This window comes from Tenacibaculum sp. 190524A05c (assembly GCF_964036595.1).
GTDB classification, from domain to species: domain Bacteria; phylum Bacteroidota; class Bacteroidia; order Flavobacteriales; family Flavobacteriaceae; genus Polaribacter; species Polaribacter platacis.
Map to the genome: position 1 here is coordinate 3,468,085 of NZ_OZ038523.1, position 25,941 is coordinate 3,494,025.

Consider the following 25,941-nt stretch of genomic DNA (forward strand, 5'->3'; position numbering starts at 1 on the left):
AAAACTGAAATAATGAAAAAAATAACAACGTATTTACTAACTGGTTTATTTTTGTTTGCGGCAGTAGGATTGAATGCTCAGGCAAGTCAAGAGTGTAATATCAAGTATAATTTATTTAAAGGAGATGTTAATACTAAGAAGTATGAGCAGTCTAAAGAGAATTTAAATTACTTAATGACCAACTGTGCATCGTTATCAGTTAATATTTATAAGTATGGTGCAAAAGCTGCTAAAAATACTAAAGATGCAGCATTATATAAAAAGGTTTATGAAACACGTTTAGCTAATTTCCCAAATAAAGGAGCTGCTAAAGCGCATAGTGATTATGCAACTTTTTTAAGTACGAACAAGTTAGCATCTGATGCTGAGATTTTCAATATTTTAGAAAAAGCATATAAGATTTCTCCTAAAGATATGGGAGTTAAAAATATCTTCAAATACTTTAAAGGTATCGTTGCAAAGTATAAAGATTCTGATCCACAGAAAGTTTTTGATACTTATGATGATGTAATGGAATCAGTGGGAGAGAAGTTAGATGATTATAATAAGAAGATTGGTAAATTATTAGCTAAAGATTCTTTAGGAACTATTGATGCTAAAGAAAAGAAGAGATTAAAAGGGTATACAATTAACTCAAAAGCGCTAGGTTTAGTAGAAGGTGGTTTAGATGCTGATATTTCTGTTATTGCAACTTGTGAAAGATTAATTCCAATGTTATCTAAAGATTTCGATGCAAAAAAGACTGATGGAGTTTGGTTAAGAAGAAGTGTATCAAGATTATATAATAAAGGATGTCAAACAGATCCATTATTCGAAAAAATGGCTAAAGCTTATGCTGATGTAACACAATCTGCGGATGCATTTAACTTTGTAGCTGGAGTTTTAGAAAGAAATGGAGATAAGAGTGGAGCAGCTGATATGCGTAAGAAAGCTTTCGATTTAGAAACTGATCCTCTTAAAAAGGCAAGACTTAAGTTAAGAGAGGCTCAAGGAACGAGAAACAAATCTAGAGCAAGAGCATTAGCGTATCAAGCATTAAAGTATAACCCGAACATGGGTAAAGCTTATTTATTTATTGCAAGTTTATATGTAAAGAGTGCTAACTCATGTGGAAATGATGAGTTTGAAAAGAGAATGGTATATGTTGCAGCTTTAAATAAAGCTCAAAAAGCACAAAGAGTTGATCCAGGTAGTGGAGCTGGAAGATATATTAGAAGTTATAGAGGTAATATTCCTTCTAAGAAGTTAATCTTCACAAAGGGTGTTGCTGCAGGAAGTGCTCATAAAGTAGGATGTTGGATTGGAGAAACAGTTCGTGTACCAAAGTCTTAATGAGAATAGTTAAAAAACATATATTCAAAAGCATTGCTGTCATTGGTTTGATAGCAATGCTTTTTTCTTGTACAAATGATGCTAAAAAAGTAAGAGATTTATTAGCAGATAAGAACTTACCCATCGGAGTAGCCAAAAATGCGTATCATGTATATAAGGATTCAGGAAAGGTTACTTCGAAATTAATAACTCCTGTACTTCACGATTTTTCTAATAGAGAAAAACATCCGTATAATGAATTTCCGAAAGGAATAAAGATTATAACGTATGAAAATGAAGGTAAAGATTCGACTACAATTACTGGTAATTACGCTTTATCCTACGCGAAAACACAAGTTTCAGAAATAAAAGGAAACGTTGTGGTGTACAATCATACAGATAGTTTGAAATTAGAAACAAACCAACTTTTTTGGGATCAACGAGAAAAATACTTCTTTACTGAAGATGGTTTTAGATTAACAACACCAAGCAGTACAATTGACGGTTATGGTTTTGAATCAAAACAAGATTTATCAAAGTGGATTTTAAAAGATATAACGGGAGAAGTAGAAACTAAACAAGGTGACTTATAATGAATAAAATTTGGAAATATACGCAGTACGGATATATCGCTGTTGCAGTCGTTTTGCTTATTGATGCTGGAACAAGATGGAATGAGAATAGAGAACAGGCGTATTTTAGCATTGCATTTGCAGTATTTATGTTGTTAATATTTTTATTTAAACGTAACTTTAGAAAAAAAATAGAGCGACGAAATAATCAATAATGAGTTACGAAGTTGTAATTATATTCATTTCAATTCTTTTTTCGGCTTTCTTTTCAGGAATGGAGATTGCCTTTATCTCATCAAATCGATTGTATTTAGAATTAGAGAAGAAAAAAGGAGATTTTATATCTAAAATCCTAACGAAAATTACTGAGAAATCTTCTCGATTTATTACTACGATGTTAGTTGGTAATAACATTGCGTTAGTTGTATATAGTTACTTCATGGGAGAGTTATTGATGACTTGGTTTCAAAATTTTCTTCCTTCAAACTATTTTATACTAAATTATTTACTTGAGGATTTACAGTTACTAACGCAAACTTTAATTTCAACTGTAGTTATTTTGGTAACGGCTGAATTCTTACCGAAAGCATTATTCCGTATTTATGCAAATGAAGCGGTGAAAATCTTTGCGATACCAGCATATATTTTCTTTCTTCTTTTTTATGTATTATCTAGTTTTATCTCGTCTATTTCTGATTTCTTTCTAAGAGTATTTTTCAAAACCAAAGGAGATGAAGTACAAACGGAATTTAGTAAAGAGGAATTAGGAAACTATATTACGGAACAGTTAGAAACAAATAAAGAAGATGAAGAAATGGACTCAGAAATCCAGATTTTTCAGAATGCTTTAGAGTTTCATAAAGTTAAGGCACGAGAAATTATGGTGCCTAGAATTGAAATTACCGCTGTTGAATTACACGAAACAGTTTCAAATCTAAAACAAGCTTTTATAGAAAGTGGTTTTTCTAAGATTATAGTGTATAAAAATTCTTTGGATGATATAATTGGTTATGTCAATTCTTATGAATTATTCAAAAGACCAAGAACTATAAAGTCAATTTTATTACCAGTTGAAATCGTTCCAGAATCAATGATTATCAATGATGTTTTGAATGTTCTGATGAAGAAAAGAAAAAGTATAGCTTTAGTTGTTGATGAATATGGCGGAACTTCTGGAATTATAACTGTCGAAGATATTGTGGAAGAATTATTTGGAGAAATTGAAGATGAGCACGATAATTTAGAACTATTAGAAGAAAAAATTACCGATATAGAATTTAATTTTTCTGCTCGATTAGAAGTAGATTATATCAACGAAGAATATAATTTAAGTATTCCTAAAGAAGAAGCTTATGAAACTTTAGGAGGCTTTATTATCAATCATACAGAGAGTATTCCTGAGCAAAATGAGGAGATAGAGATTGATAATTTTAGAATAAAAATAACCAAAGTAAGCTCTACAAAAATCGATACAGTTCACCTTGAAGTTCTTCCTGTAGAGAGCTAATTGAGTAACCAATTTAGTCTTCAATAATTTAGTCTGGGTAAAACTGTCAAAAACGTTGCATTATTTAATGTGAAATTGTATTTTCGCACACTGTTAATAAAATAAATGTAGAAATGGCAATTTTATCGAAAATTAGAGAACGCTCTTGGTTATTAATTCTTATCATAGGTTTAGCACTATTTGCTTTTGTATTAGATCCATCAACGTTATCAGATTTCTTTAATTCTACAAAGATGAATGAAGTTGGGCAGGTGAATGGTGAAACAATCTCTCGTCAAGAATTTGCAGAAGCATTAGATAATTATAAAGCGCAAACAGGTAATCGTGTATCTGAAATGCAGGCAGCGAAAACTGTTTGGAATAACTTATTACGTCAGAAGATTTACGATAGCCAGTTAGCAGAAGCTGGAATTACTGTAGGAGAAGCTGATATTTTAAAGGCTTTATATGATACAGAATTTATCAAAAACGATCCTAGGTTCTTAACTACTGATGTTTTTGATAAGGAAAAATTCAAAGAGTTTTTAGCAACTATCAAAGCTGAAAACGGAGCAGACTGGGCTAATTGGAGACAATATATGGCCTCTGTAAAAAGTAACTTACAAAAAACAACTTACGATAACTTAGTAGCTGCAGGTTTAGGAGCTTCTTTAAAAGAAGGAGAAAACGAGTACTTGACTGAAAATACTAAGATTAATGCAGATTTAGTATACTTATCTTATACTTCTGTTCCGGATAGTTCAGTAACTGTAACAAGAGGAGAAATTAAAGATTACATTGCTAAGCATCCTGCTGAGTTTGAGGTTGAGGCTTCTAGAGATGTAAGATATGTTAAGTTTAACATTAATGCTACTCCAGAGGATGAGGCAGAGATTAAAGCAGAAGTAGCTAAATTAATCGAAGACTCTACAAACAAACAAGGAGCTGCTGTTCCTGGTTTAAAATCTACTACAGATTATAAATTATTCTTAGAGGAAACTAATTCAGATCTTCCTTACAAAGATGTAATTCAATATAAAGCGCAAGTTCCACAAGTTATTGCTGAGGAATTATTCAATGGTAATAAGAACGATGTATTTGGTCCTTATAAAGATCAAGGATACTTCAAGTTATCAAAGATTACCGAGGTAATGGAATTACCTGATTCTGCGCAAGCAAGACACATTTTAATTCCTATCGCTGGTGCGCCAAGTGCAGATCCATCTGTAACAAATACTGATGAGCAAGCAAAGCAATTAGCAGATAGTTTATTAACTGTTGTAAAAAGAGATAAATCTAAATTCGAAAGTTTAGTAAAAGAATTTTCTTCAGATAAAGGATCTGTTGAAAAAGGAGGTTTCTACGATTGGTTCCCATACAACAGAATGGTACCTGAATTTAGAGATTTTGTTTTTGAAGGTAAAAAAGGAGATATGGGAGTAGTAAAGTCTACTTTCGGATATCACGTAATTTTAGTTGAAGGACAAAAGAACTTCCAGAAAGCTATTAAATTAGCAACATTTGCTCGTCAAATTGAAGCTTCAGAAGTAACAGAGAATAATGTATTCCAAGATGCTGAAACTTTTGCTTTAGATATTTCTAAAGGAACTAGTATTGATGAAGCTGCGAAGCAAAAGAACTTAACTACGTTACCAGCTGTTGGTTTAAAAGCTTTAGACGAAAATGTACCTGGTTTAGGAAACGAAAGACAAATCATTACTTGGGCTTTTGGTAAAGATCTTAAAGTTGGAGATTACAAGCGTTTTGATGTTGAAGGAGGATATGTAGTTGCTACATTAACTAACATTACGGAAAAAGGATTAATGCCTGTTGACAAAGCGATCAATAAAGTGCGTCCAATTATCTTAAATGAGAAAAAAGCTGCAATATTAGACGGTAAGTTTTCAGGATCTACGTTAAAAGATATCGCATCTTCAAACAAACAAAGTGTAAGATCTATTTCTTCAGTTAATTTAAAGTCTCCTACGTTAACAGGAATTGGATTTGAGCCAAAAGTTGTTGGAGCAATGTTAAATGCAAAAGAAGGTCAATTATACACTAAGATTGCTGGAGATAGAGGAGTATATGCATTTGTTGTTACAGGTAAAGAATTACCTACTGCATTACCAAACTATGATACATATCGTAAGAGATTAGCAAATCAAAGAAGAAACCAAACATTTAATATGTTTGAAGCGATTAAGAAAGCTTCTGATATTGAAGATGGAGTAAGTTCATTCTACGGAATTGATCAATAAGATCATTCCTAAATTATATAAAAAAAGACCGAGTTTTTACTCGGTCTTTTTTTATACCTATTACTAGGTATATTTTAGGTTTAGATTGATATCTATATTTATCAAGTAATATATTAATTGTTTAAATATACTTGATTATGAAAGAATTAGCGGTTTTATTTTGTTTGTTAGGTACAATAACTTTTGAAACTCAGACCAATTATAATGAGGGTAAATTAGAGAATACACAATCCTATGGTATGCCTGTTTTTTATGTTCATGCAAATTTCAAAGGAGCATCATTATCTATTAACTGTACGGAGTTCGAACTAAGAAATATAGGTTGGCAAGATCAAATTTCGTCTTTATATATACCTCAAAATCAGGGTTGGAAAGTTGTGATGTATCAAGATAGTCACTTTAACGATACACATCGAAATGCGCGTGTTTATATTGCAACTAGTAGCATTGTAAATTTTGATAAAATAAGGTTTAATGATCAAGTTTCTTCAATTAAAATATATAAGTATGGGGTCCTTCAAGGAGATTGTATTTGGAAATAAGGGAGTACTTATTTATTAAATTTTGATAAAGAAATTCTCGTAAATAACAAAACGCTATCTCAATTAAGATAGCGTTTTTGTTTATAAATTATCGATGCAAATCAGTGTTGTATTCGTGTGGAACACTATCTGGGTTCTTAATAAACCAATCTACAATTCTGTCCGTTAATCGATCATAAATATCGTCATCTAAATAAGGTTGTTCAAAATTCAGAAGTCTTTGGATATCTGATTCAATTTGGTTTACGGTTTCTTGGTCAAATTCATTAGAATTTATTAGAATGTCCTTAACGTAAAGTCCTAAAATTTCATGTCCATCATCCCAATTAATATTTCCATTTCGATGTGCCTCATCTCTCAGTTTTTCAACTGCTCGAAGTAGTTCACCTTGAACTGTCTTTGCTTGTCCAGATTTTGGTACATATTCCTGCCAAATAAACTTTGCTTTTTCAAAATATTCTTCTTTTGTCATTTTCGTACTTGCATGTAACGGTCTCGTATAATCGTTAGTTACGGGTTTAAAGTTAGGGTTTTTGGGTTAAGCACTGACCCTGGTAATTCCGAGTGGATTCGGACGTAGTCGAATCCGCCGTAATTGAGGTTATTCATTGTTGGTAACAAGTTTTTTGTTATTTAGTTACTTTAAATTTCTATTGTAGTAAAGTATATGTTTTCAGTCGGCTCGCTCCAATTAAACTCATAATTTCCTTTCAATGCGATGGGAGGTCCATATGGTTTAGCCGTCCGATATTCTAAAACTTGACCTGATTTATATTTCGAACCTTTTCTGATGTCAAAATCTTTGGTGTCTTCAGAATATTCTGATTGATTTACATAGTGATTATGGTCAGTCGAAATAAAAAGATAATTCAAGTCAATTCCATTTTCTTTATATGCTTCGAGATTCGAAATGTCTTTGAAAATGTCATATCTATTATTTGGTTCTCTATGGTTTTTCTTTTTGAAGTACTTTAATTCAATAGCTCCAATCGCAAACTCGTTTTCAGTTCCAAAAGTTACCAAAATATCTACTCTCGCATTTTTGCTGTTACTTTTAATACTAGTCGATTTTAACTTTATATAATTTTCCATTTCGAGATTGAATTTCTCGTTCGGATGAAATTCATAAAGCTGTCCAAAGACTTTTAAAATATATCCTAATTCAAGTTGGAAAGAAGCCTCATTTTTAGAAATTATTCCTCCATTTGCAAGTTTCATTTCCAATGTCCGAAATGACATTTCAATTATTTCTTTTAATCGATTTCGGTATTTTTCAATCATTCGCTATGATTTTTCTTAAATGTGTTAAAACGGTCTTGTATATGAAAAGTAGCAGGTTTTTAAGCACTAACTTTTCAGTTTATAAATGAACTTTATTTTATTATTTATCTTTCGTTTAAGTACTTAAACTTCCATTATTTTTATACGTTGTTGGCATACGTTTTTCTTTTAATCTCTTTTTATCAATTTCTGTGTATATTTTTTCATTTTCTTCGTGTAGAAAGCCTCTATATCTTATGGTTTTACCTTTAAAATTTAATTCCGAATCATCAATATGTGCATAGCCTGTCTCGTATCCATTGTTTTTTCCTTTAACTATAATCCCACCTTCTCCACCACAATGTGCCCATAAGATTAAAATTGCTTTTATGTTATTAATTTCAGACCCAATATTTTCATAAGCCTTTTGAACTAATGAGAAATTAAATCTATTATTTCTAAAATCGTAGTCGTTTACAGAATAAAGTATTTCATCTAAAATAAACTCTTCATAGTCTTCCTCAATAGGTTTGTTTTTAAAACTATTATAAAGTTTATCATTCTTGAAATACATTTTCTCACCAATTTCATTGAAAGGATGGTTTTTTATTTTGTCAAATAGAACTTCAGTTCTGTTATGTTCAGGAATAGTGAAACATAACTTTATAATTTCTAACGCCAACTTTTCAGATATTAGGATAGATATATAAGGTTTGTCACCATTTTTAATTGATTCGTATTGGTGCTTAAACAAACGAATGAATTCTAAATCGATATTTTCATTTTCGTGAAGAGAATAAAAATCCAAAACTTCTTTTGGAATTAGAATACCGGTTTTTTCGGCAAAATAATTTGCCATTTCAAGTATCTTTAATTCTGAATTTTTAGTCATGTTCTTCTATTATTTTTCTTTACTTTTTTGGTCTACTAGTTTTAGAAGGTCTGGAATTCTGTACTTTCCTTTCATATTTTTAATCAAGTATGCAGATTTTTTTAAATCTATCCCAATTGAGGTTATAAATAGTGGGTTTTTACTAATCCCTCTATATATTTTGATATGATTATTTGAAGCTTCACTAAACTTTTTTTTGGCAACTCCAATAATTGGAATTTTAGAATTCAATTTTTCAAATAAGTAAGCGCCTAACCCAAATTTCCCTTCTTCATTCAAAGTAACATAACCATCAATAATTATTAATTCTATTTCAGTTTTGTTAAACTCATTTAGTATTCCTTCAATACATGGTAATTCTCTTTTATAAAACTCCCCAGAGATGTATTCTGAAGAGTAATTAGAAAAAGATTGTTTAATATTCATTACCTCTTCGGATTCCCAATCCTTAAAGCTTATTGCAACAGTTTTTGCTAATTCTCTATAGTGTACATCAATTGCAATTATCATTTTTTTAGAAATGTTTGCCAACGTTTGTATATAAAACAATGAGGTATTTCTGCATTTATATAGTTGTTTGTTAAACAGTTGTTTTTTAGCTTTTTTATGCGTTGAATAGATTAAAAATAGCAATTCTTTTTTGCAAATCTTCCTTAAGAGGAATAAATATCAGAATTTAATTAAAACAAAAAAAGCAACCTCAATTGAGATTGCTTTTTTTAATATAGTTTAAAACGTTGTATTAAGCATTTAATGGTTTACCATCCCAAGCTGCTTTAGCTGCTTCTTTAACAGCTTCAGAGTATGTTGGATGTCCATGACAAATACGTGCAATATCTTCTGCAGAAGCTCTGAATTCCATCGCAACGGCCATTTCCATAATTAAATCAGCTACACGAGCACCAACCATATGAACTCCTAAAACTTCATCTGTGTTTTTATCAGCTAATACTTTTACAAAACCATCAATGTCTCCACTTGCTCTAGATCTACCTAAAGCACGCATTGAGAATTTTCCTGATTTGTAGTCAACGTTTGCAGCCTTTAATTCGTCTTCTGTTTTTCCAACAGCAGCAACTTCTGGCCAAGTATAAATAATTCCAGGAATTAAATTATAATCAATATGTGGTTTTTCTCCAGCTAAATACTCAGCAACAACAACACCTTCTTCTTCTGCTTTATGTGCTAACATTGCACCGCGAACAACATCTCCAATTGCGTAAATATTAGAAACATTAGTTTGTAAATGATCATTTACATCTATCTGTCCTCTTTCAGTAACTTTTACTCCAGCTTTATCTAATCCTAAACCTTCGGTATATGGTCTACGTCCAACCGCAACTAAACAATAATCACCAGTAAAAGTAACTTCTTCTCCTTTTTTATTTGTTGCTTTTACAACAACTTCATCTCCGTTTCTTTCAACAGCAGTAACACCGTGACTTACATTAAATTTTACACCTTGTTTCTTTAAAACTTTAGTTAATTCTTTAGAAACATCTTTATCCATTGTAGGTGTAATCATTGGGGCATATTCCACAACAGAAACATCAGCACCTAAACGCTTATATACTGAACCTAATTCTAATCCAATAACTCCACCACCAATAACAATTAAATGTTTTGGTACTTCTTTTAATTTTAAAGCTTCTGTTGAAGTAATGATTCTTTCTTTATCAATTGAGATAAACGGTAATGTTGATGGTTTAGAACCTGTAGCGATAATAATGTTTGTTCCTTCAATAACTTCAGAACTTCCATCATTTTTGGTAACTTTTACGTGAGTAGCATCTTCAAAAGAACCTAATCCTTCGTAAACATCAATGTTATTTTTATCCATTAAATATTTAATACCACCAGTAGTTGTTTCAACCACTTTAGCTTTACGCTCAATCATTTTTCCGAAGTCGAACTTCGGATTTTCAACTGAAATTCCGTGCTCTTCAAAATGATGTACAGCGTCATAATAATGATGAGAAGAATCTAATAAAGCTTTTGAAGGTATACATCCTACATTTAAACAGGTACCTCCTAATGTTGAATATTTTTCTATGATGGCAACTTTTTTACCTAGTTGAGATGCTCTTACCGCAGCAATATATCCTCCTGGGCCAGAACCTATAACGATAATATCGTATTTCATGAGATGTTTTTATTTTGGATACAAAATTACAATTATTTACCAATAAAAACCCAGTATTAGTTATTATTGCTATTTTTAAACGAATAAGTTAATTACTGTATGAAATTATTAAAGAAAATAGGTTGGGTAGCAATAGGTTTATTACTGGTTATTCAATTTATTCCAACAGAAAAAAATGAAGGTCAACTAAGTTCTTTAGATGCTTTTAAAAATGAGACAAAACCTTCGAAAGAAGTAGAGAAAATATTATCAAAAGCTTGTTATGATTGCCATAGTAATGTAACTAACTATCCTTGGTATCATAGTATTGCTCCAATTAACTTTTGGATGAATCATCATGTTGAAGAAGGAAAAGAACATTTTAATTTATCTGAATGGAATAACTATTCTTTAAAGAGGAAAGAGCATAAAATGGAAGAGTTCTGGGAAGAAGTTGAAGAAAAACATATGCCTCTTGATTCTTATACTTGGACTCATGGTGATGCAAAGCTATCTGATGAAGAGATAACTATGGTTGTGTCTTGGGCTAAAACTGTACAAGAAAATTATAAGGCTCAAATAAAGTAGTAATTGAATAGAACTGTTCTTATCATTGGATATGTTTGGGTTGAACCCAATTCTTCGGCAGCAGGAAGTAGAATGCTGCAACTCATCCAAACATTTATAAAATCAAAGTTTAATGTCGTTTTTGCTAGTCCTGCTGTAAAAGGTGAAAAAGCAATTAACCTCAGTGATTTAGAAGTAAAAGAAGTTGCTATTGAATTGAATTCACCGAGTTTTGATACATTCATTTCAGAACTACAACCTGAGATTGTCATGTTCGATCGATTTATGATGGAAGAACAGTTTGGTTGGCGAGTAGCGGAACATTGTCCTAGTGCATTACGAATTTTAGATACAGAAGATTTGCATTTCCTTAGAAAAGTAAGACATCAATTACTTAAAAAAGATATTCCATTTTCTACAAAAGCTTTGCTGAAATCGAATGAGGCAAAACGAGAAATAGCTTCAATTCTAAGGTGTGATTTAAGTTTAATCATTTCTACGTTTGAAGTTCAATTGTTGAAAGAAGTTTTTAAAGTAGATAAAAGTATTTTATTACATCTACCTTTTATGCTAGAGGAACTTTCTGAGGAAAAAATTGATACTTGGAAATCATTTGAGGAAAGAGATCATTTTGTTTTTGTAGGTAATTTTTTCCATCAACCCAATGTTGATGCAGTTCTGGAATTGAAGAGAATTTGGCCATACATTAGAAAGCGATTACCAAAGGCAGAAGTTCATATTTATGGCGCTTATGTACATCAACAAATTCAACAGTTACATAAACCTAATAATGGTTTTGTTGTGAAAGGATTTGCTGAAAATGCAATGCAAGTTGTAAGTGAAGCGAAGGTTGTACTGGCACCAATACGATTTGGAGCAGGAATTAAAGGAAAACTTACAGAAGCAATGTTATGTGGAACTCCAAGTGTAACTACAGCAATTGGAGCAGAAGGGATGCATGACAATTTACCATGGAATGGTTTTGTTTCTGAGAATTCTGATGATTTTATTGAAAAAGCTATTGAGTTATATACCAGCGAAGAACAGTGGAGTAATGCTCAGAAAAATGGAATTTCAATTATCAATTCTATATATAAGAAAGAAACTCTTGAACAGAACTTTATAAAGGCTACAAATGATTTAATTTCAAATTTAGAAAACCATAGAACTAATAATTTCTTAGGTTCTTTATTGCAACATCAAACGCTACAATCCACAAAATATATGAGTAAGTGGATTGAGGAGAAAAACAGGAAAACAGAAAATTAATTATTATCAATCTAGCATTGCAACAATTCTTGCAGGCGCAGCAGAAGCACCAACAATTTTTAAAGGAAATACAGCTACTTTAAATCCTGAATAAGGTAAAGCGTCTAAATTTACTAATTGCTCCATATGCCAGTATTCTTGATCTTGTCCTACTAAATGTGCTTCCCAAAACAGTTCTGAATTTTTTGTTTCTTTAGCTTTTTTAAGCATGTAAGGTAGCGGTAAATCCCAACCCCAAGAATCAATTCCCATTACTTTTATTCCTTTATCGATAAGCCAAGAAGTTGCTTCGGCACTCATTCCTGTTCCTATTTTATGGAAATCTTTGGTTCCGTTAAATTTATCTCTACCGGTTTTAATCAGAACAATCATTCCTGGATTCAATGCTAAGTTTTCATTTTGCAGAAATTGTTCAATATCATTTATAGTTATAGGATCGAAATCTTTTTTGTGTTTCATATCAATTACCAAACCATCTGCATAACAAATATCTAAAGGTATTTGATCTATAGTTTTTGATTTTTCTCCATTGGTAGTTGGTGAATAATGCCAAGGAGCGTCTATATGAGTCGTAGAATGTACTCCCATTTTTTGAATAACATCATCTGCCCATCCATCAAAGTTCTTTGGAAAAAGTTTAAAAGGAAGTCCTAAAAAACGAATTAACCATTTGGCTTTTTTATGAGGTTTATGTTTTATTTTAACTTTCATAAACCATGGATCATTTTTATTGTATTGAATTGGCTTTGATAAGTCAATAATTTTCATCGAAGGAGGTTTTTTTAGATTTTGATGGCTCTAAAATAACCTATTATTTCATGGGTTGATAATCTGTAGGTAATAAATCAGCAATTTTTTCAAAAGCCCAATATTGTTCTGTAAAAGTGGCCAGAGGATTTACCAATTTCCCAGAAGGTAAAATCTCAATCGGTTTTTCTACTAATTGGATTATAGATTCTTGTTGGTTTAATCGTTTACCAAAACCACGATAATTCAACTCTTCTTTTTCTTTTTTGTAAATAACTTCAAGCCAAAAATTAAAATTTAAAAAGGTTTTTCCATTCATCCTAAAAACCACATCATGATAGTTAAGATTTTCTTTTAAAGGGACTTCTTTAAATTTTTCACCATTTTTTAGAACAATCTTTTGTCTTTTAAATTGATTGATAACAAATCCTTCTTCTTGAACATTTGCCATGTATAAACTTCTAAAGAAATGGAGTAGAGAGCCATTGTAGGCTTTTAACCTATTCTTTTCCCAACGCTTTTGCTGTCTTTTTTTACCTTTTAATTTGACGTATCGAGCGTAACCATGAAAAGACGTTGTTTTATGATCAATAGTAAACTTAACCAAATCATAATAAATTTTATACCCGAGCTTTCGGTTCAAAATTTCGATTGGCTTTTTTGCTCTAACCGTAAGTTTACTGGTTCGTGAATTCAAGTAATAGCGAAGTACTTCTGGATTTAATATTTCACAGCCTTTTGCAAAATGTGTATTACCAATAAATGCAAGTCTAAATCGTTTAAAATCTTTAAAATTACTTTTAGGATTAATATCAATCTCAACTTCATTTAATAATTCATTATCTTCTTCAAGTTGAATAGTGAAAAACTCATTTTCTGTTACCGAAATTTGTTTTTGAACAGTTTTAAATCCCATAAAATACACAACAAGAGTATAATTGTCTTCTGTAGTTTTGAGTTCAAATTCTCCGTTTTCATTTGAAATAGTTCCAACAGTAGTATTGTTTAAAAATACAGATGCTCCTTCCAGAGGAGTATTAGTGTTATCTATTACTTTTCCCTTAATTACCATTTGTGCTGTAATGGTTAGCGTAAAGAAATAAAACAGAAGTAAAACAGGATTTTTCATAATGCATATTTTACTTCTAAAATAAGCATTTTACTATAAAATTGAAAGAAATAGCTTTTCGAGTTATTCTTTAATGGGTTGATAATCTAATGGTAACATATTCGCGAAAGCTTCAAAACCCCAATACTCTTCTTGAAAGGCAGCATTTGGATCTAAAAGAATTCCAGATGGATCAATTTGTGCTTTACCTTTGAGTAAAACTAAGTTTGAAGTTTGAACATTTTGAGCTTTTCTTTTATTCTTACCAAACATACCTTTAACGAAGTTTTCTTCTTCAGGTTCTTTGGTATAAACAACCATCAAATAATCTTTAAAATCTAAGTAAGGAATGTCTTTTTCATATGAAATCATCTCTTCATAAGGAACATTACTCTTATATAAATAATCACGGAATTTTGGTAATTCTCGTGCTTTTCTTAAGGTGATATAAGCACTATCTAATTTAGTTTTTGGAGTAGCATTTCGATTGCTAAAACGCACAACTCCACCTTGAAGTTTTATATATTCTCTTGCAAATTGAATTTCTTTCTCGGTTGGTCTGGCTTCATTTCTAACACGTCTAAACTGATTTACCACAAATCCATCTTCTTCTAAATTTTTATCCATTAAGCATCTTAAATAGTGCATTTGGGAACCATTATAAGCTTTAAGCCTGTTTTCTTTCCATTTCTTACGAATTGATTTTCTTAGGTTTTTGTATTGAGCAAAACCACTAAAAAACACTTTTTGATGATCTAAAGAAAAGTCGACTAAGTCGTAGGTTATTAAATACCCTAATCCTTTATGTTTTATTTGAAGTGGTTTTCTAGCAATTGCGGTTAACGTATTTGTTTTGGCATCGTAATCGAAATGCAAATCTTTTTCATTTTGTATTATACATTCTTCTGCCAGTTTGGTTCTTCCTAAAAAGACCTTTTTAAAGCGAGCAAGATTGTATTTCCATTCATCATCATACTTCGTTTTTGGGATTTCAACTTCATCAAGTAATTCATTGTCTTCATCTAATTGAATGGTCAAATACTCTGTATTTACAGTATTAATTTGTTTTTGATATGTTTTATATCCTAAATAAGATACAACTAACGTATAGGTGTTATTGTTTCGTACTGGAAGCTCGAATTCTCCTTTATCATTAGTTAACGCTCCAATTGTCGTATTATTGAAAAATACCGAAGCTCCTTCTAATGGAATATTCGTTTTAGAACTCACCTTTCCTTTAATGAGTTGCTGAGAAAAAGTTTGTATGGTAAATAGGATACAAGCAATATAAAGTCCCTTTTTCATAAAATGTTGATTTCGATAAAAATAAGGACTTCATATCACTCAGATTCTTAAAAATCTATTAATTCTCCATCTTCTGGAATGAAAGTTTTATCTAGGAGGTTTTTTCGTTCTAAAGTTTGTTTTAAATTTTCACGAGTAGTAGGACAATGATTTACTGCTTCCATGTGATTTGCAATTACTTTGTTTGGAGCATTTTCAACAAACTTTATAATGTCATCAACTGTCATTAATAATGGTTTAAAAATATCAAACTGAGCAGATCCAGCGGCTACAATACTAATGTCGGGTTTGTATTCTTTTAAAACTTTATCAACGTGTACCGTATAAATAGTATCTGAACTCAGATAAATGCTAGGTTGATTAGGAAGTTCAATATAAAAGCCCATAACATTTCCTGCGGGTTTAGCAACGAAGCCATAACCATGTTTAGCAGGAATTCCTTCAATTTTTCCATTTAGAAAAGAAGAAGATTCCCAATACTTCACAGTTTGAACAACATTGAGTTCTTTTTTACGGAATGTTTTTTCATCTAGTACACTACAGATTACAGGAATGTTTTTTGATTTTAAAAACTTTTCTGCTGCTACATCAATATGATCTGGATGATTATGAGTGATAATACAGTGGGTTACCTTTTCTAATATAGAACTAGAGTTCTCTGGAAGTTCAACTGTTGGATTTCTCCTCATTTTGAAACGAAAGAAAGAAAAGGGTGGAAGTGAACCTTTTTTACCAAGCATAGGATCAACTAAAATTACTTGATCTTTGGTTTCAATTACTAAAGTTGCATTTCTAAGATGATGAATTTTCATGGGTATTACTATTTTATTACAAAGTAAATTGCTTCTAAAACGATTCCCATTGATTCAAATCAAGAAATACGTTTTCGTATTCTACTTAAGGTTTCTGGAGTAATATTTAAATAAGATGCAATATGATACTGCGGAATTTTCTCCAACCAATGTGATTTGTAAATAAATAACTCTTGGTATAATTCTTCCGGTGATTTCGTAACTCTGTTGTATTCTAAAAGCTCCTTTTGCTTTAGTAGTTTTTGAAAGGATAAATCGATAAATGATTTCCCGCATTCATATTTTAAAAGCAATGTCCTAAAAGGTGCCTTTTCGATAGTTAATATTTCGATGTCGCTTAATGCTTCTTGATTTCTGTTGGTAATACTATCGTTGCTAAAAGAAAATAAATCTGAAACAAACTGAGGTTTGGTATAAAAGTTAATATTGGTCTCTTTCTCTGAATTGGCGTAATATTCTCTAACAATTCCAGAATTTAAAAAACGTAGTTGTTTTTCGGTGGTATTTGCTTTTAGAAGCAGTTCTCCTTTTTTAAATTTCTTTTTTTGAAATAAGGATAAGAGTTCATCAATCCCATGTTGATTTAATGGATATTCTGTCTCAAAAAACTTAGAAATCTTATCGTACACTTGAATTATGTTTATTCAGGAGTTTCAAATGCAATCACAAAAGAAACTCCTGAAGTACTATATTTAATTTAATAAACCTGCACGTTTTAAAAGTGCTTCTGGTTTTGGCTCTTGTCCACGGAATCGTTTGTATAATTCCATTGGTTTTTCTGTTCCTCCTTTTGAAAGTACGTGGTCTTGAAATTTCCCAGCAATCTCTTTATTGAAAATTCCTTCTTCTTTAAAATATTCAAAAGCATCGGCATCTAAAACTTCGGCCCACTTATAAGAATAATAGCCAGCAGAATATCCGCCTTGAAAAATATGAGAGAACGCAGTACTCATACAGTTTTCAGCTACATCTGGATATAATTTGGTATTGCTAAAGGCTTTTAATTCAAAATCTTTTACAGTTGTTCCTTCTGCTGGTTTTCCAGAATGCCAGCTCATATCTAATAATCCGAAACTCAATTGACGAAGTGTTTGCATTCCTTCGTGAAATGTTGCCGATTCTTTTATTTTCTGAACGTATTCCATTGGAATCGTTTCTCCAGTTTCATAATGTTTAGCAAATAACTCCAGAGCTTCTTTTTCGTAACACCAGTTTTCTAAAACCTGACTTGGTAATTCTACAAAATCCCAAGACACAGAAGTTCCAGATAAACTCTTGTAAGTTGTGTTTGCCAACATTCCATGCAACGCATGACCAAATTCATGGAATAATGTGGTTACCTCATTAAAAGTTAATAAAGAAGGTTTAGTTTCTGTTGGTTTGGTGAAATTACAAACTATAGAAACTTGAGGTCTGTCATTTACTTTATTTTTTATTTGTTGAGACTTATATGAAGTCATCCAAGCTCCATTTCTTTTTCCAGCTCTTGGATGAAAATCTGCATAAAAATGTGAAACAAAATTACCATTAGCATCAGTAACATTATATGTTTTTACATCTTCATGATACTTGTCGATAGAATCAATTTCTTCAAAATTTAAATTGAAAAGTCTATTCGCAATTTCAAAAACACCATCAATTACATTTTCCAACTTGAAATATGGTTTCAATAATTCTTGGTCTAAATCGAATAATTCTTTCTTTAATTTTTCAGAATAATATGCTCCATCCCATTTCTCTAACTGATCAATATTATCAAGCTTCTTTGCATAATTTTCTAAGTTTTTGAACTCACGTTCTGCAGCAGGTTTTGCTTTTTCTAATAAATCATTTAAAAATGAAAGTACTTTTTCAGGAGCTTCTGCCATACGATCTTCTAATACAAAATGAGCGTGAGAATCATATCCTAAAAGTTGAGCTCTTTGATGACGAAGATTTACAATATTAAGAACGATTTCTTCATTGTTATTGTCATTATTTTGAAACCCTTTTTTTCCCATAGCAATAGATAATTGTTTTCTCAATTCTCTATTTTCTGCATAAGTCATAAACGGAATATAGCTAGGATAATCTAATGTAATTAGCCATCCTTCTTTTTCCTTTTGTTGAGCTAATAATTTAGCTGCTTCTTTGGCTCCTTCTGGCAATCCTTTTAAATCATCTTCGTTGGTTAAGACTAACTCAAATGCGTTGGTGTCGGCTAAAACATTTTCTCCAAATTGAAGTGATAATTTAGAAAGTTCAGCATCTAACTTTCGTAATTCTGATTTTTTGTCGTCATCGAGATTAGCTCCATTTCTTGAAAAACCTTTGTATTGTTTTTCTAGTAACATGTCTTCTTCTGGAGTTAATGTAAGTGACTCTTTTTGATCATAAACTGCTTTTACTCTTTTAAATAAATCAGCATTTAAAATCATGTCGTTTTTAAATTCACTTAACCAAGGAGAAATTTCTTTGGCTATTTTTTGAATTTCTTCATTGGTTTCAGCTGAATTCAAGTTGAAGAAAATTGATGTAATTCTATCCAGTTTTTCACCAGTACTATCTAAAGCAACTGTTGTGTTTTGAAAACTAGGAGTTTCAGAATTTTCTACAATTTGATTAATCTCTTTTTTAGCTATTGCAATTGCTTCTTCAATTGCTGTTTTATAATGTTCCTCTTTTATAACTGTAAAAGGAGGTGTGTTAAAATCTTGAAGTAGTGGATTTTTTGTCATTTCAATTTAGATTTAAACTTATAAAACCTCACAAATAAAAAATCTGTGAGGTTTTATGTTTGTCTTGTACTAATATACTTATTTCTTAACTCTTTCTGAAGCTTTTTCAACTTTTAATTTAAGTCCTTCTTTGTAAGCGATAATTTTATCTAAAACACATTTATCTGAAGCTCCAATGATTTGAGCGGCTAAAATTCCTGCATTTTTTGCTCCGTCTAAAGCTACAGTTGCCACAGGAACACCTCCTGGCATTTGTAAAATGGATAATACAGAATCCCATCCATCAATAGAATTTCTACTTTTAACTGGCACACCAATTACAGGTAATGGACTCATACTTGCGACCATACCAGGTAAATGAGCTGCTCCACCAGCACCAGCAATAATTACTTGAACACCTCTTTTATGTGCATTATTAGCATAGTCAAAAAGTTTTTCTGGAGTTCTATGAGCAGATACAATATCTACTTCAATTTGAATATCCATACTTTCTAATACATCTATAGCTTCTTGCATGATTGGAAGATCTGAATCACTTCCCATTATAATTCCTACCATAATTGTTTGCTTATTTCGAAATAACTTTAACCGTTTCTTTTACTTGCTGAGCTAATGCTCTTGCTTTGTTTATATCTTCATTTACAATGGTTACATGGCCCATTTTACGAAATGGTTTTGTGTGTTTTTTTCCATAAATATGTGGAGTTACACCTTCTATTTCTAGAATATTTTCCATGTTTTCATAAATAACATCACCTGTATGTCCTTCTGCGCCAACTAAATTCACCATAATACCAGCAACTTTACTGTCTGTATTTCCTAATGGAAGATTTAAAATACTACGAACATGTTGCTCAAACTGACTTGTATAACTTGCTTCAATAGTGTAATGACCAGAATTATGGGTTCTTGGTGCTGCTTCATTTACTAAAATTTCGTCTTCTTGAGTTTGGAACATCTCAACGGCTAGTAAACCAATAAAGCCAAATTCATCGGCCACTTTTAAAGCAACTTCTCTTGCTTTTTTAGCTACTGCATCATCTATTCTAGCAGGACAAATAACATATTCTACCTGATTTGCTTCCGGATGAAATTCCATTTCCACTACAGGATATGTTTTTATTTCTCCTTTTTGATTTCTAGCAACAATTACAGCTAATTCATTTTTAAAAGGAACTAATTTTTCTGCAATACATTCTCCTTCAGGTAATCCTTCTAAATCAGCGTAATTTTTTACAACTTTTACTCCGTTACCGTCATATCCAAATCTAGCAGATTTCCATACAAAAGGGAACTCTACAAGTCCGTTTTCATAAGAATGTTTTAATTCTTCTAAGTAAGCGAAGTGAGTAAAGTCTGCAGTTGGAATATTATGATCTTTGTAAAACTTTTTTTGTTGTGCTTTATTTTGAATTACTCTTAGATTTTCCGGTTTAGGGTAAATTGGTAATCCTTCTTTTTGAAGCTGATCTAAAGCATCAATATTTACATTTTCTATTTCAATAGTTAGTAAATCTACTGTTTTTCCGAAGTTATATACGGTATCGTAGTCTAATAAATCTCCTAGGTGAAATTCATTACAAATTTGAGCACAAGGAGCATCTTCAGATTTATCTAAAATAGATGTATAGATATCTAACTTTTGTGTTTCGGTAAGTAACATTTTTCCTAATTGTCCTCCACCTAGTACACCAAGTTTAAAGTTTGAAGAGAAATAATTTTTCACTTTAATAATTCAATTTGTGTTGTGCACACAAAAGTAATAATCTTATTGATGTAGAAGAATTATTTAACGGCTAATTTGCAGTGCAGTACTACTAATTTGTTGTACGTTATATTCTAAAGCGAAGCATCCATTACCATCAATTGGAGAACCGTTTAATGAATTGTATTCTTTCTGAGTACAAGGGCAAATCATTTTTAAACCGTCAAAAGTCATAAAAGAATTACAATCTCGCTCAGGACATTCCATATCGTATGCCTTAAATGCAGTAGAAGTTCGTCTGATGATTAAAACTCGTCTCCCTCCTAAATTAATAATTGTACTTCCTCCTGGTACTTGAATGTCGATGAATTGAGGGTTAGATAAGTTTATGGTTTCATTTAATGTAATTCCAAAAAAACAATTGTTGATGTTAGTACTGTCAGAACAATTAAACATCAGTAAACCAATAAATAGAATTAGAATCTTTTTCATTTTAAGAAACCTTTATGTATAGTTAAGAGGCGCTAATTTACAAATATTTTGTACATTTGTTAGACAATCTCATTCCTTACGGACTGGGATTTTTAATTTTATGACCCCTGATGGTAGATCGTCGTAAATAAGTGCTTCGCGTTATTATATGATTTAAAACGCGAACAAATCAAATTAATTATTTAAATCTAGAAGAAATGAGTCAAGTATCATATTATACAGAAGAAGGATTAAAGAAACTTAAAGACGAGTTAGCTCAATTAGAGCAAGTGGAAAGACCAAGAGTTTCTCAAGAAATAGCCGATGCAAGAGATAAAGGAGATTTAAGTGAGAATGCAGAATATCATGCAGCAAAAGAAGAGCAATCGTTATTAGAAACTAAAATAGCGAAACTTAAGAATGTTGTTGCAAGTGCTAGAATTATTGATGAAAGTCAATTAGATACTTCTAAAATTTTAATTCATTCTATCGTAAAACTTAAAAATCCTGCTAATGGAATGGAGTTTACTTACACGTTAGTTGCAGATAGTGAAAGTGATGTAAGAAATGGAAAACTTTCTGTTAACTCTCCAATTGGTAAAGGATTACTAGGAAAGAAAGTAGGAGAGATCGCAGAAATTCAAGTTCCGAACGGTTTAATGAAATTCGAAATCCTCGAGATTTCTAGATAAAAAAAGAATCTTGGCGCGTTGTTTGTACAACGCGTTTTTTATTACATTTACCTTCAAAATAAATATAATGGCAAGCATTTTTACTAAAATAGTTAATGGAGAAATTCCATCTTATAAAATAGCAGAGAACGATGATTTTTATGCGTTTTTAGATATAAACCCTAATTCTGCTGGTCATACATTAGTTATTCCAAAAAAGGAAGAGAATAAAATCTTCGATTTATCTAAAGAAGAATACTCTGGACTAATGGATTTTAGTTATCGCGTAGCTAAAGCTTTGGAAAAGGCAGTACCTTGTGAACGAATTGGTATGAGTGTTATTGGTTTAGAAGTTCCACATGTACATGTTCATTTGATTCCTATTAATACTATGGCAGATATGCAGTTTGTAAAAAAGGAAAAATTATCAAATGATGAATTTGTAGCCTTAGCCAATAAAATTGCGGAAAACTTTCAATAGTCATGAAAAAGTGGCTTAAAGCTGGACTTGTCTGGGGACTTTTAATGTTCGTTATAATGACCTTTATTTATCCATATTACAACAATGAAGAAATTACACTTAAAAAAGTTGTAATTGGATTTGTTGTTTGGACCTTAGGTGGAATTTTATTCGGAAGAACTCTAAAAAGAAATTACAAAGAATAACTTGTTAAGCTTTATCTAATTGAATTTCAAAAGTGGTTCCTTTATTTATTTCAGATTTTTTAACGAATATTTTCCCTTTATGGTAATCTTCTATAATTCGTTTTGATAAAGATAATCCTAATCCCCAACCTCGTTTTTTAGTCGTAAATCCTGGTCTAAAAACCTGACTAAACTTCGATTTAGGTATTCCTTTTCCAGTATCTGAAATTAAGACTATTATGCGATAGTTGTCTTCATTGATATCTACGGATACTGCACCTTTACCTTGCATTGCATCTATAGCATTCTTAATTAGGTTTTCAATTACCCAACCATATAATTCGGTATTTATGTTTACTAAAATCTCATCCGTTGAACTTTGAAACGTAAATTCAACCTGTTTAGAACTTCTCGATTTTAAGTAGTTAAAAATATTACTAGTTACTGCAACAACGTTGTTTTCTTCAAGACTTGGCAGCGAACCTATTTTAGAAAAACGATTGGCGATAATATTTAATCGATCAACATCTTTTTCTATTTCTGTAACATATTCTTGATTAATGTTTTCGGTTTTTAGAATAGTCACCCAACCTAAAAGAGATGAAAGAGGAGTTCCTATTTGATGAGCTGTTTCCTTAGCCATTCCAGTCCAAAGTTTATTCTGATCGGCAATTTTACTCGAGTTAAAGAATAGATATATTACGCCTAAAAATAAACCTAAAATCAAAATGAGAGCAACAGGGTAATAGGTCAATTTTTGTAGAAGATCTGAATCCCTGTAATAAATGAATTCTTTTTTACCCAAGTAATTGATCTCAATAGGATCATTTTGGTTTTTCATGATCTCAAGTTGCTCTTGTAAGTATAAAGGATCGCTAGTTCTATTGCTATCTAAATTATGATCTTCTCCGATGGTACCATTTTCACTTACGGAGATACAAGGAGTATCATTATTTTCAAGAACTTTAAGTTCTAAGTTCATGTCTGCATCTAAATTCGGGTTGTTTCCAAATTCTTGAATTGCAGTAGCAAACAATTCCATTTTTACCCTTTCTTCATGTTTGAATTTTTTAAAAAACACGTAAGTATTCCACAGAATTAGTGATACTATCACAACAGAGATAAGAATAATTAGCCTTTTCCCTAAAAACAGTTTCTTTAAAGAGTTGATCATAATTCAAATATAAACTATTCTTAAGTATAACTTTATTGTTAAATCCATAGTATATTTACAGTACAAAAATCTAAACAACAACTCATGTTAACAATTGATCCTAAAGAAGTATCTACAGGAAAATTACATCAATATTTACTAGGAGCAATAGCACCTAGGCCAATTGCTTTTGCAAGTACCATAGATGAAGACGGAAATCCGAATTTATCACCTTTTAGTTTTTTTAATGTATTTGGAGCGAATCCTCCAATTATGATTTTTTCTCCAGCGAGAAGCGTAAGAAATAACACGACAAAACATACTTTAGATAATGCTGAAATCACTAAAGAGGTTGTAATTAATGTTGTGAATTATGATATTGTACAACAAATGTCTTTAAGTAGTACAATGTATCCTAAAGGTGTAAACGAGTTTGAGAAAGCAGGTTTAACTATGTTGCCTTCAGAAGTAGTAAAACCATTTAGAGTAGCAGAATCACCAGCTCAATTTGAGTGTAAAGTTATAGATATTATTTACACAGGAAAAGAGGGAGGAGCAGGCAATTTAATCGTTTGTGAAGTTGTAAAAGTTCATGTCAAAGAAGAAGTGCTTGATGATGATGGATTAATCGACCAACATAAAATAGATTTAGTTGCTCGTGCAGGAGGAAGTTACTATTCAAGAGCAAGGGATGGATTTTTTGAAATTCCAAAACCATTATCAACTTTAGGAATAGGTGTAGATCAAATTCCTGCTGAAATTAGAAATAGCAATGTCTTAACCGGAAATAATTTGGGAGTTCTAGGTAATGTTGAAGAAATGCCAAGTCAAGCTGTTGTTGATAACTTTGCTAAAGAACATCCTGAGTATGTTGGAGTATCAGAAGAAAAAAAGCATACATTTGCACAAGAATATTTATTAAAGAATGACGTTGAAAGTGCATGGAAAGTACTTTTAATTAAATAAGAAGATTATGGAAGTTATAGGGAAGATTAAAATTATTAACGAAACACAGACTTTTGGAAGTAACGGATTCAGAAAAAGAGAAGTAGTAGTAACTACTGATGAGCAGTATCCTCAAATGTTGATGATTGAGTTTGTTCAGGACAAGTGTGATTTATTAAATAATTTCCAAGTTGGACAAGATGTTAAAGTTTCAATTAACTTAAGAGGTAGAGAGTGGATTAATCCAGAAGGAAAGGCGATGTATTTCAACTCTATTCAAGGATGGAGAATTGAGAACTTACAACAAGCATCTGCTCCACAGAACATGCCACCAGTTGATCAATTTCAACCAGCTCCAGATTTAACTGATAATGAGCCAGATGATTTACCTTTCTAAGGAAAAGTAAATTAGATATAAAAATAAAAAAGAGTACAGAAATGTACTCTTTTTTATTTTTTATTGTCTCTTGGAGGCATTGGACCTCGTAGATGTATTATTAAACCGTTTAAAAAGTTTCGTAAGATTTGATCCCCACACTCCATGTATTTAGGATGATCTTCTTTTCTAAAAAACGCTCCTAATTCTGCCTTTGAAACTTTAAAGTCTACCAATGCACAAATCTCAATAATATCAGTATCTCTTAATTTATGAGCTACTCTTAATTTTTTAAAAATATCGTTATTCGTTAATGCCATACTACAAAAATAGAATTAGTTATTAATTTACAACAGAGAATATTGCCCATGCGTAAATTGCAAAACGTAAAAAACGGAATAGCCCGAATAGAATAACATTCTTTACTGGGTATTTTATCATTCCAGCAGTTAAACAACTAATAGCAAAAGGTAATGGTAATAATGCACCAACTAAAATTAAGAATCCTCCCCACTTTTTAGTATTTTTTAGGTGCTTAGCCATTTTAACTTCTAAATACTCTTTAACGGCTCCAATTTTTAAAGAAGCTTTACCAATATAATACGCTAAAATTCCACCTAGATAAGATAAAGTAGCAAGTATAACTAAATTTAAGATCGGATCAGAAGTCTTTTTAGACCATGCAATAAAAATTTCTGGAGGTATCAATCCTAATATAGTTTCGGAAGCAAAAAATGTAATCAGTAAACTAGTTCTAGAGAACGTTTCTGTCATTTTTTGCAGCCCGTCATTTATATTATAAACGTAGTTGTTAAATAAGAATAAAGCAATAACCACTAGTACCAGTGGTAAAAATGCCTTCTTTAAACTTTCCCATATAAACATGTAAAATCCAGTACGCTGATAATAGTTATGCAGGCGTTTTACATGTGCATCTTTATTCTTCTTTTTTTTATTTTTTGTCATTATCGTCGCCATCAAACAATTAGGGCGCAAAAATAGAGAGG

At 31.2% G+C, this 25,941-nt stretch carries 30 protein-coding genes; 13 read left to right on the plus strand and 17 right to left on the minus strand.

The window, feature by feature from the left end; all coding sequences use genetic code 11:
- Positions 1–12 precede the first annotated feature (12 nt).
- From ABNT61_RS15430 to ABNT61_RS15455, 6 genes are all read left to right on the plus strand, one after another.
- Positions 13–1,332 (plus strand): hypothetical protein, encoded by a 1,320-nt coding sequence (locus ABNT61_RS15430; protein ID WP_348743862.1) that lies wholly within the window; start codon positions 13–15, stop codon positions 1,330–1,332.
- Complete coding sequence (lptC, locus tag ABNT61_RS15435; RefSeq protein ID WP_348743863.1) at positions 1,332–1,904, plus strand: LPS export ABC transporter periplasmic protein LptC; 573 nt, start codon at positions 1,332–1,334, stop codon at positions 1,902–1,904. Before ABNT61_RS15430 ends, lptC begins: the two co-directional genes overlap by 1 nt.
- Positions 1,904–2,098, plus strand: a complete 195-nt coding sequence (locus ABNT61_RS15440) for a hypothetical protein (RefSeq protein ID WP_348743864.1) — start codon at positions 1,904–1,906, stop codon at positions 2,096–2,098. The genes lptC and ABNT61_RS15440 overlap by 1 nt, the downstream gene beginning before the upstream one ends.
- Positions 2,098–3,390 carry a hemolysin family protein gene (locus tag ABNT61_RS15445; RefSeq protein ID WP_348743865.1) on the plus strand — a complete coding sequence of 431 codons (1,293 nt, stop codon included), beginning with the start codon at positions 2,098–2,100 and terminating at the stop codon, positions 3,388–3,390. Before ABNT61_RS15440 ends, ABNT61_RS15445 begins: the two co-directional genes overlap by 1 nt.
- A 113-nt stretch (positions 3,391–3,503) precedes the next feature.
- Positions 3,504–5,627, plus strand: a complete 2,124-nt coding sequence (locus ABNT61_RS15450; RefSeq protein WP_348743866.1) for a peptidylprolyl isomerase — start codon at positions 3,504–3,506, stop codon at positions 5,625–5,627.
- Between the two features lie 137 nt (positions 5,628–5,764).
- A complete protein-coding gene (locus ABNT61_RS15455; RefSeq protein WP_348743867.1) occupies positions 5,765–6,169 on the plus strand; it encodes a hypothetical protein in 405 nt (134 codons plus the stop codon).
- Positions 6,170–6,257: 88 nt separating this feature from the next.
- Here ABNT61_RS15455 and ABNT61_RS15460 read toward each other — a convergent pair whose 3' ends face one another.
- The 5 genes from ABNT61_RS15460 to lpdA form a co-directional block, all read right to left on the minus strand.
- Entirely contained in the window at positions 6,258–6,641 is a 384-nt protein-coding gene (locus tag ABNT61_RS15460; RefSeq protein ID WP_348743868.1) for a hypothetical protein, read from the minus strand.
- Positions 6,642–6,811: 170 nt separating this feature from the next.
- Positions 6,812–7,408, minus strand: a complete 597-nt coding sequence (locus ABNT61_RS15465; protein WP_348743869.1) for a hypothetical protein — start codon at positions 7,406–7,408, stop codon at positions 6,812–6,814.
- Between the two features lie 157 nt (positions 7,409–7,565).
- The gene (locus ABNT61_RS15470; protein ID WP_348743870.1) at positions 7,566–8,321 is read right to left on the minus strand and encodes a hypothetical protein; all 756 of its coding nucleotides are present in this window, start codon (positions 8,319–8,321) and stop codon (positions 7,566–7,568) included.
- 9 nt (positions 8,322–8,330) lie between these two features.
- On the minus strand, positions 8,331–8,831 hold the full coding sequence (locus ABNT61_RS15475; RefSeq protein WP_348743871.1) for an endonuclease V: 501 nt from the start codon (positions 8,829–8,831) through the stop codon (positions 8,331–8,333).
- A 232-nt stretch (positions 8,832–9,063) separates the two neighbouring features.
- The gene (gene lpdA / locus ABNT61_RS15480) at positions 9,064–10,464 is read right to left on the minus strand and encodes a dihydrolipoyl dehydrogenase (RefSeq protein ID WP_348743872.1); all 1,401 of its coding nucleotides are present in this window, start codon (positions 10,462–10,464) and stop codon (positions 9,064–9,066) included.
- Between the two features lie 99 nt (positions 10,465–10,563).
- Between lpdA and ABNT61_RS15485 the strand changes: the two genes are divergently transcribed.
- Together ABNT61_RS15485 and ABNT61_RS15490 are read left to right on the plus strand one after the other, a co-directional pair.
- Positions 10,564–11,031: a heme-binding domain-containing protein gene (locus tag ABNT61_RS15485; RefSeq protein WP_348743873.1), complete on the plus strand. Its 468-nt coding sequence runs from the start codon at positions 10,564–10,566 to the stop codon at positions 11,029–11,031.
- Positions 11,032–11,034: 3 nt separating this feature from the next.
- Positions 11,035–12,279, plus strand: coding sequence for a glycosyltransferase (locus ABNT61_RS15490; protein ID WP_348743874.1), 1,245 nt, complete (start codon positions 11,035–11,037; stop codon positions 12,277–12,279).
- A gap of 6 nt (positions 12,280–12,285) precedes the next feature.
- Here ABNT61_RS15490 and ABNT61_RS15495 read toward each other — a convergent pair whose 3' ends face one another.
- The 9 genes from ABNT61_RS15495 to ABNT61_RS15535 all read right to left on the minus strand — a co-directional run bounded on the left by ABNT61_RS15495 (position 12,286) and on the right by ABNT61_RS15535 (position 21,165).
- Positions 12,286–13,047: a cyclase family protein gene (locus ABNT61_RS15495; protein ID WP_348743875.1), complete on the minus strand. Its 762-nt coding sequence runs from the start codon at positions 13,045–13,047 to the stop codon at positions 12,286–12,288.
- Between the two features lie 43 nt (positions 13,048–13,090).
- The gene (locus tag ABNT61_RS15500) at positions 13,091–14,155 is read right to left on the minus strand and encodes a carboxypeptidase-like regulatory domain-containing protein (RefSeq protein WP_348743876.1); all 1,065 of its coding nucleotides are present in this window, start codon (positions 14,153–14,155) and stop codon (positions 13,091–13,093) included.
- Between the two features lie 63 nt (positions 14,156–14,218).
- Positions 14,219–15,439, minus strand: coding sequence for a carboxypeptidase-like regulatory domain-containing protein (locus ABNT61_RS15505; RefSeq protein ID WP_348743877.1), 1,221 nt, complete (start codon positions 15,437–15,439; stop codon positions 14,219–14,221).
- Positions 15,440–15,486: 47 nt separating this feature from the next.
- Positions 15,487–16,251: an MBL fold metallo-hydrolase gene (locus tag ABNT61_RS15510; protein WP_348743878.1), complete on the minus strand. Its 765-nt coding sequence runs from the start codon at positions 16,249–16,251 to the stop codon at positions 15,487–15,489.
- A 59-nt stretch (positions 16,252–16,310) separates the two neighbouring features.
- Complete coding sequence (locus tag ABNT61_RS15515) at positions 16,311–16,880, minus strand: Crp/Fnr family transcriptional regulator (RefSeq protein WP_348743879.1); 570 nt, start codon at positions 16,878–16,880, stop codon at positions 16,311–16,313.
- A 63-nt stretch (positions 16,881–16,943) separates the two neighbouring features.
- Entirely contained in the window at positions 16,944–18,968 is a 2,025-nt protein-coding gene (locus tag ABNT61_RS15520; RefSeq protein ID WP_348743880.1) for a M3 family metallopeptidase, read from the minus strand.
- A 78-nt stretch (positions 18,969–19,046) separates the two neighbouring features.
- The gene (gene purE, locus ABNT61_RS15525; RefSeq protein WP_348709865.1) at positions 19,047–19,526 is read right to left on the minus strand and encodes a 5-(carboxyamino)imidazole ribonucleotide mutase; all 480 of its coding nucleotides are present in this window, start codon (positions 19,524–19,526) and stop codon (positions 19,047–19,049) included.
- 10 nt (positions 19,527–19,536) lie between these two features.
- On the minus strand, positions 19,537–20,694 hold the full coding sequence (locus ABNT61_RS15530; RefSeq protein WP_348743881.1) for a 5-(carboxyamino)imidazole ribonucleotide synthase: 1,158 nt from the start codon (positions 20,692–20,694) through the stop codon (positions 19,537–19,539).
- Between the two features lie 63 nt (positions 20,695–20,757).
- Positions 20,758–21,165 (minus strand): hypothetical protein, encoded by a 408-nt coding sequence (locus ABNT61_RS15535; RefSeq protein ID WP_348743882.1) that lies wholly within the window; start codon positions 21,163–21,165, stop codon positions 20,758–20,760.
- 197 nt (positions 21,166–21,362) lie between these two features.
- Here ABNT61_RS15535 and greA point away from each other — a divergent pair, with 197 nt between their 5' ends.
- From greA to ABNT61_RS15550, 3 genes are all read left to right on the plus strand, one after another.
- Entirely contained in the window at positions 21,363–21,836 is a 474-nt protein-coding gene (gene greA, locus ABNT61_RS15540) for a transcription elongation factor GreA (RefSeq protein ID WP_348709859.1), read from the plus strand.
- Between the two features lie 67 nt (positions 21,837–21,903).
- Complete coding sequence (locus ABNT61_RS15545) at positions 21,904–22,296, plus strand: HIT family protein (RefSeq protein WP_348722711.1); 393 nt, start codon at positions 21,904–21,906, stop codon at positions 22,294–22,296.
- Between the two features lie 2 nt (positions 22,297–22,298).
- Positions 22,299–22,481, plus strand: a complete 183-nt coding sequence (locus ABNT61_RS15550; RefSeq protein ID WP_348743883.1) for a hypothetical protein — start codon at positions 22,299–22,301, stop codon at positions 22,479–22,481.
- A 4-nt stretch (positions 22,482–22,485) separates the two neighbouring features.
- On the opposite strand, the gene ABNT61_RS15555 is transcribed toward ABNT61_RS15550, so the two are convergent.
- Positions 22,486–23,502 carry a HAMP domain-containing sensor histidine kinase gene (locus ABNT61_RS15555; RefSeq protein WP_348743884.1) on the minus strand — a complete coding sequence of 339 codons (1,017 nt, stop codon included), beginning with the start codon at positions 23,500–23,502 and terminating at the stop codon, positions 22,486–22,488.
- Positions 23,503–23,718: 216 nt separating this feature from the next.
- On the opposite strand from ABNT61_RS15555, the gene ABNT61_RS15560 reads away from it, so the two are divergent.
- Together ABNT61_RS15560 and ABNT61_RS15565 are read left to right on the plus strand one after the other, a co-directional pair.
- Complete coding sequence (locus tag ABNT61_RS15560; protein WP_348743885.1) at positions 23,719–24,579, plus strand: flavin reductase family protein; 861 nt, start codon at positions 23,719–23,721, stop codon at positions 24,577–24,579.
- A gap of 7 nt (positions 24,580–24,586) precedes the next feature.
- Entirely contained in the window at positions 24,587–24,955 is a 369-nt protein-coding gene (locus tag ABNT61_RS15565) for a DUF3127 domain-containing protein (RefSeq protein ID WP_348709853.1), read from the plus strand.
- 53 nt (positions 24,956–25,008) lie between these two features.
- On the opposite strand, the gene ABNT61_RS15570 is transcribed toward ABNT61_RS15565, so the two are convergent.
- The gene (locus ABNT61_RS15570) at positions 25,009–25,254 is read right to left on the minus strand and encodes a DUF1456 family protein (RefSeq protein ID WP_348709852.1); all 246 of its coding nucleotides are present in this window, start codon (positions 25,252–25,254) and stop codon (positions 25,009–25,011) included.
- Positions 25,255–25,276: 22 nt separating this feature from the next.
- A complete protein-coding gene (locus ABNT61_RS15575) occupies positions 25,277–25,900 on the minus strand; it encodes a YqaA family protein (RefSeq protein WP_348709850.1) in 624 nt (207 codons plus the stop codon).
- Positions 25,901–25,941 lie beyond the last annotated feature (41 nt).

Coding starts and splice junctions, on each gene's coding strand:
- ABNT61_RS15430 (WP_348743862.1), top strand. CDS start 13: ATGAAAAAAATAACAACGTATTTACTAACTGGTTTATTTTTGTTTGCG.
- lptC (WP_348743863.1), top strand. CDS start 1,332: ATGAGAATAGTTAAAAAACATATATTCAAAAGCATTGCTGTCATTGGT.
- ABNT61_RS15440 (WP_348743864.1), top strand. CDS start 1,904: ATGAATAAAATTTGGAAATATACGCAGTACGGATATATCGCTGTTGCA.
- ABNT61_RS15445 (WP_348743865.1), top strand. CDS start 2,098: ATGAGTTACGAAGTTGTAATTATATTCATTTCAATTCTTTTTTCGGCT.
- ABNT61_RS15450 (WP_348743866.1), top strand. CDS start 3,504: ATGGCAATTTTATCGAAAATTAGAGAACGCTCTTGGTTATTAATTCTT.
- ABNT61_RS15455 (WP_348743867.1), top strand. CDS start 5,765: ATGAAAGAATTAGCGGTTTTATTTTGTTTGTTAGGTACAATAACTTTT.
- ABNT61_RS15460 (WP_348743868.1), bottom strand. CDS start 6,641: ATGACAAAAGAAGAATATTTTGAAAAAGCAAAGTTTATTTGGCAGGAA.
- ABNT61_RS15465 (WP_348743869.1), bottom strand. CDS start 7,408: ATGTCATTTCGGACATTGGAAATGAAACTTGCAAATGGAGGAATAATT.
- ABNT61_RS15470 (WP_348743870.1), bottom strand. CDS start 8,321: ATGACTAAAAATTCAGAATTAAAGATACTTGAAATGGCAAATTATTTT.
- ABNT61_RS15475 (WP_348743871.1), bottom strand. CDS start 8,831: ATGATAATTGCAATTGATGTACACTATAGAGAATTAGCAAAAACTGTT.
- lpdA (WP_348743872.1), bottom strand. CDS start 10,464: ATGAAATACGATATTATCGTTATAGGTTCTGGCCCAGGAGGATATATT.
- ABNT61_RS15485 (WP_348743873.1), top strand. CDS start 10,564: ATGAAATTATTAAAGAAAATAGGTTGGGTAGCAATAGGTTTATTACTG.
- ABNT61_RS15495 (WP_348743875.1), bottom strand. CDS start 13,047: ATGAAAATTATTGACTTATCAAAGCCAATTCAATACAATAAAAATGAT.
- ABNT61_RS15500 (WP_348743876.1), bottom strand. CDS start 14,155: ATGAAAAATCCTGTTTTACTTCTGTTTTATTTCTTTACGCTAACCATT.
- ABNT61_RS15505 (WP_348743877.1), bottom strand. CDS start 15,439: ATGAAAAAGGGACTTTATATTGCTTGTATCCTATTTACCATACAAACT.
- ABNT61_RS15510 (WP_348743878.1), bottom strand. CDS start 16,251: ATGAAAATTCATCATCTTAGAAATGCAACTTTAGTAATTGAAACCAAA.
- ABNT61_RS15520 (WP_348743880.1), bottom strand. CDS start 18,968: ATGACAAAAAATCCACTACTTCAAGATTTTAACACACCTCCTTTTACA.
- purE (WP_348709865.1), bottom strand. CDS start 19,526: ATGGTAGGAATTATAATGGGAAGTGATTCAGATCTTCCAATCATGCAA.
- ABNT61_RS15535 (WP_348743882.1), bottom strand. CDS start 21,165: ATGAAAAAGATTCTAATTCTATTTATTGGTTTACTGATGTTTAATTGT.
- greA (WP_348709859.1), top strand. CDS start 21,363: ATGAGTCAAGTATCATATTATACAGAAGAAGGATTAAAGAAACTTAAA.
- ABNT61_RS15545 (WP_348722711.1), top strand. CDS start 21,904: ATGGCAAGCATTTTTACTAAAATAGTTAATGGAGAAATTCCATCTTAT.
- ABNT61_RS15550 (WP_348743883.1), top strand. CDS start 22,299: ATGAAAAAGTGGCTTAAAGCTGGACTTGTCTGGGGACTTTTAATGTTC.
- ABNT61_RS15555 (WP_348743884.1), bottom strand. CDS start 23,502: ATGGAATTGTTTGCTACTGCAATTCAAGAATTTGGAAACAACCCGAAT.
- ABNT61_RS15560 (WP_348743885.1), top strand. CDS start 23,719: ATGTTAACAATTGATCCTAAAGAAGTATCTACAGGAAAATTACATCAA.
- ABNT61_RS15565 (WP_348709853.1), top strand. CDS start 24,587: ATGGAAGTTATAGGGAAGATTAAAATTATTAACGAAACACAGACTTTT.
- ABNT61_RS15570 (WP_348709852.1), bottom strand. CDS start 25,254: ATGGCATTAACGAATAACGATATTTTTAAAAAATTAAGAGTAGCTCAT.
- ABNT61_RS15575 (WP_348709850.1), bottom strand. CDS start 25,900: ATGACAAAAAATAAAAAAAAGAAGAATAAAGATGCACATGTAAAACGC.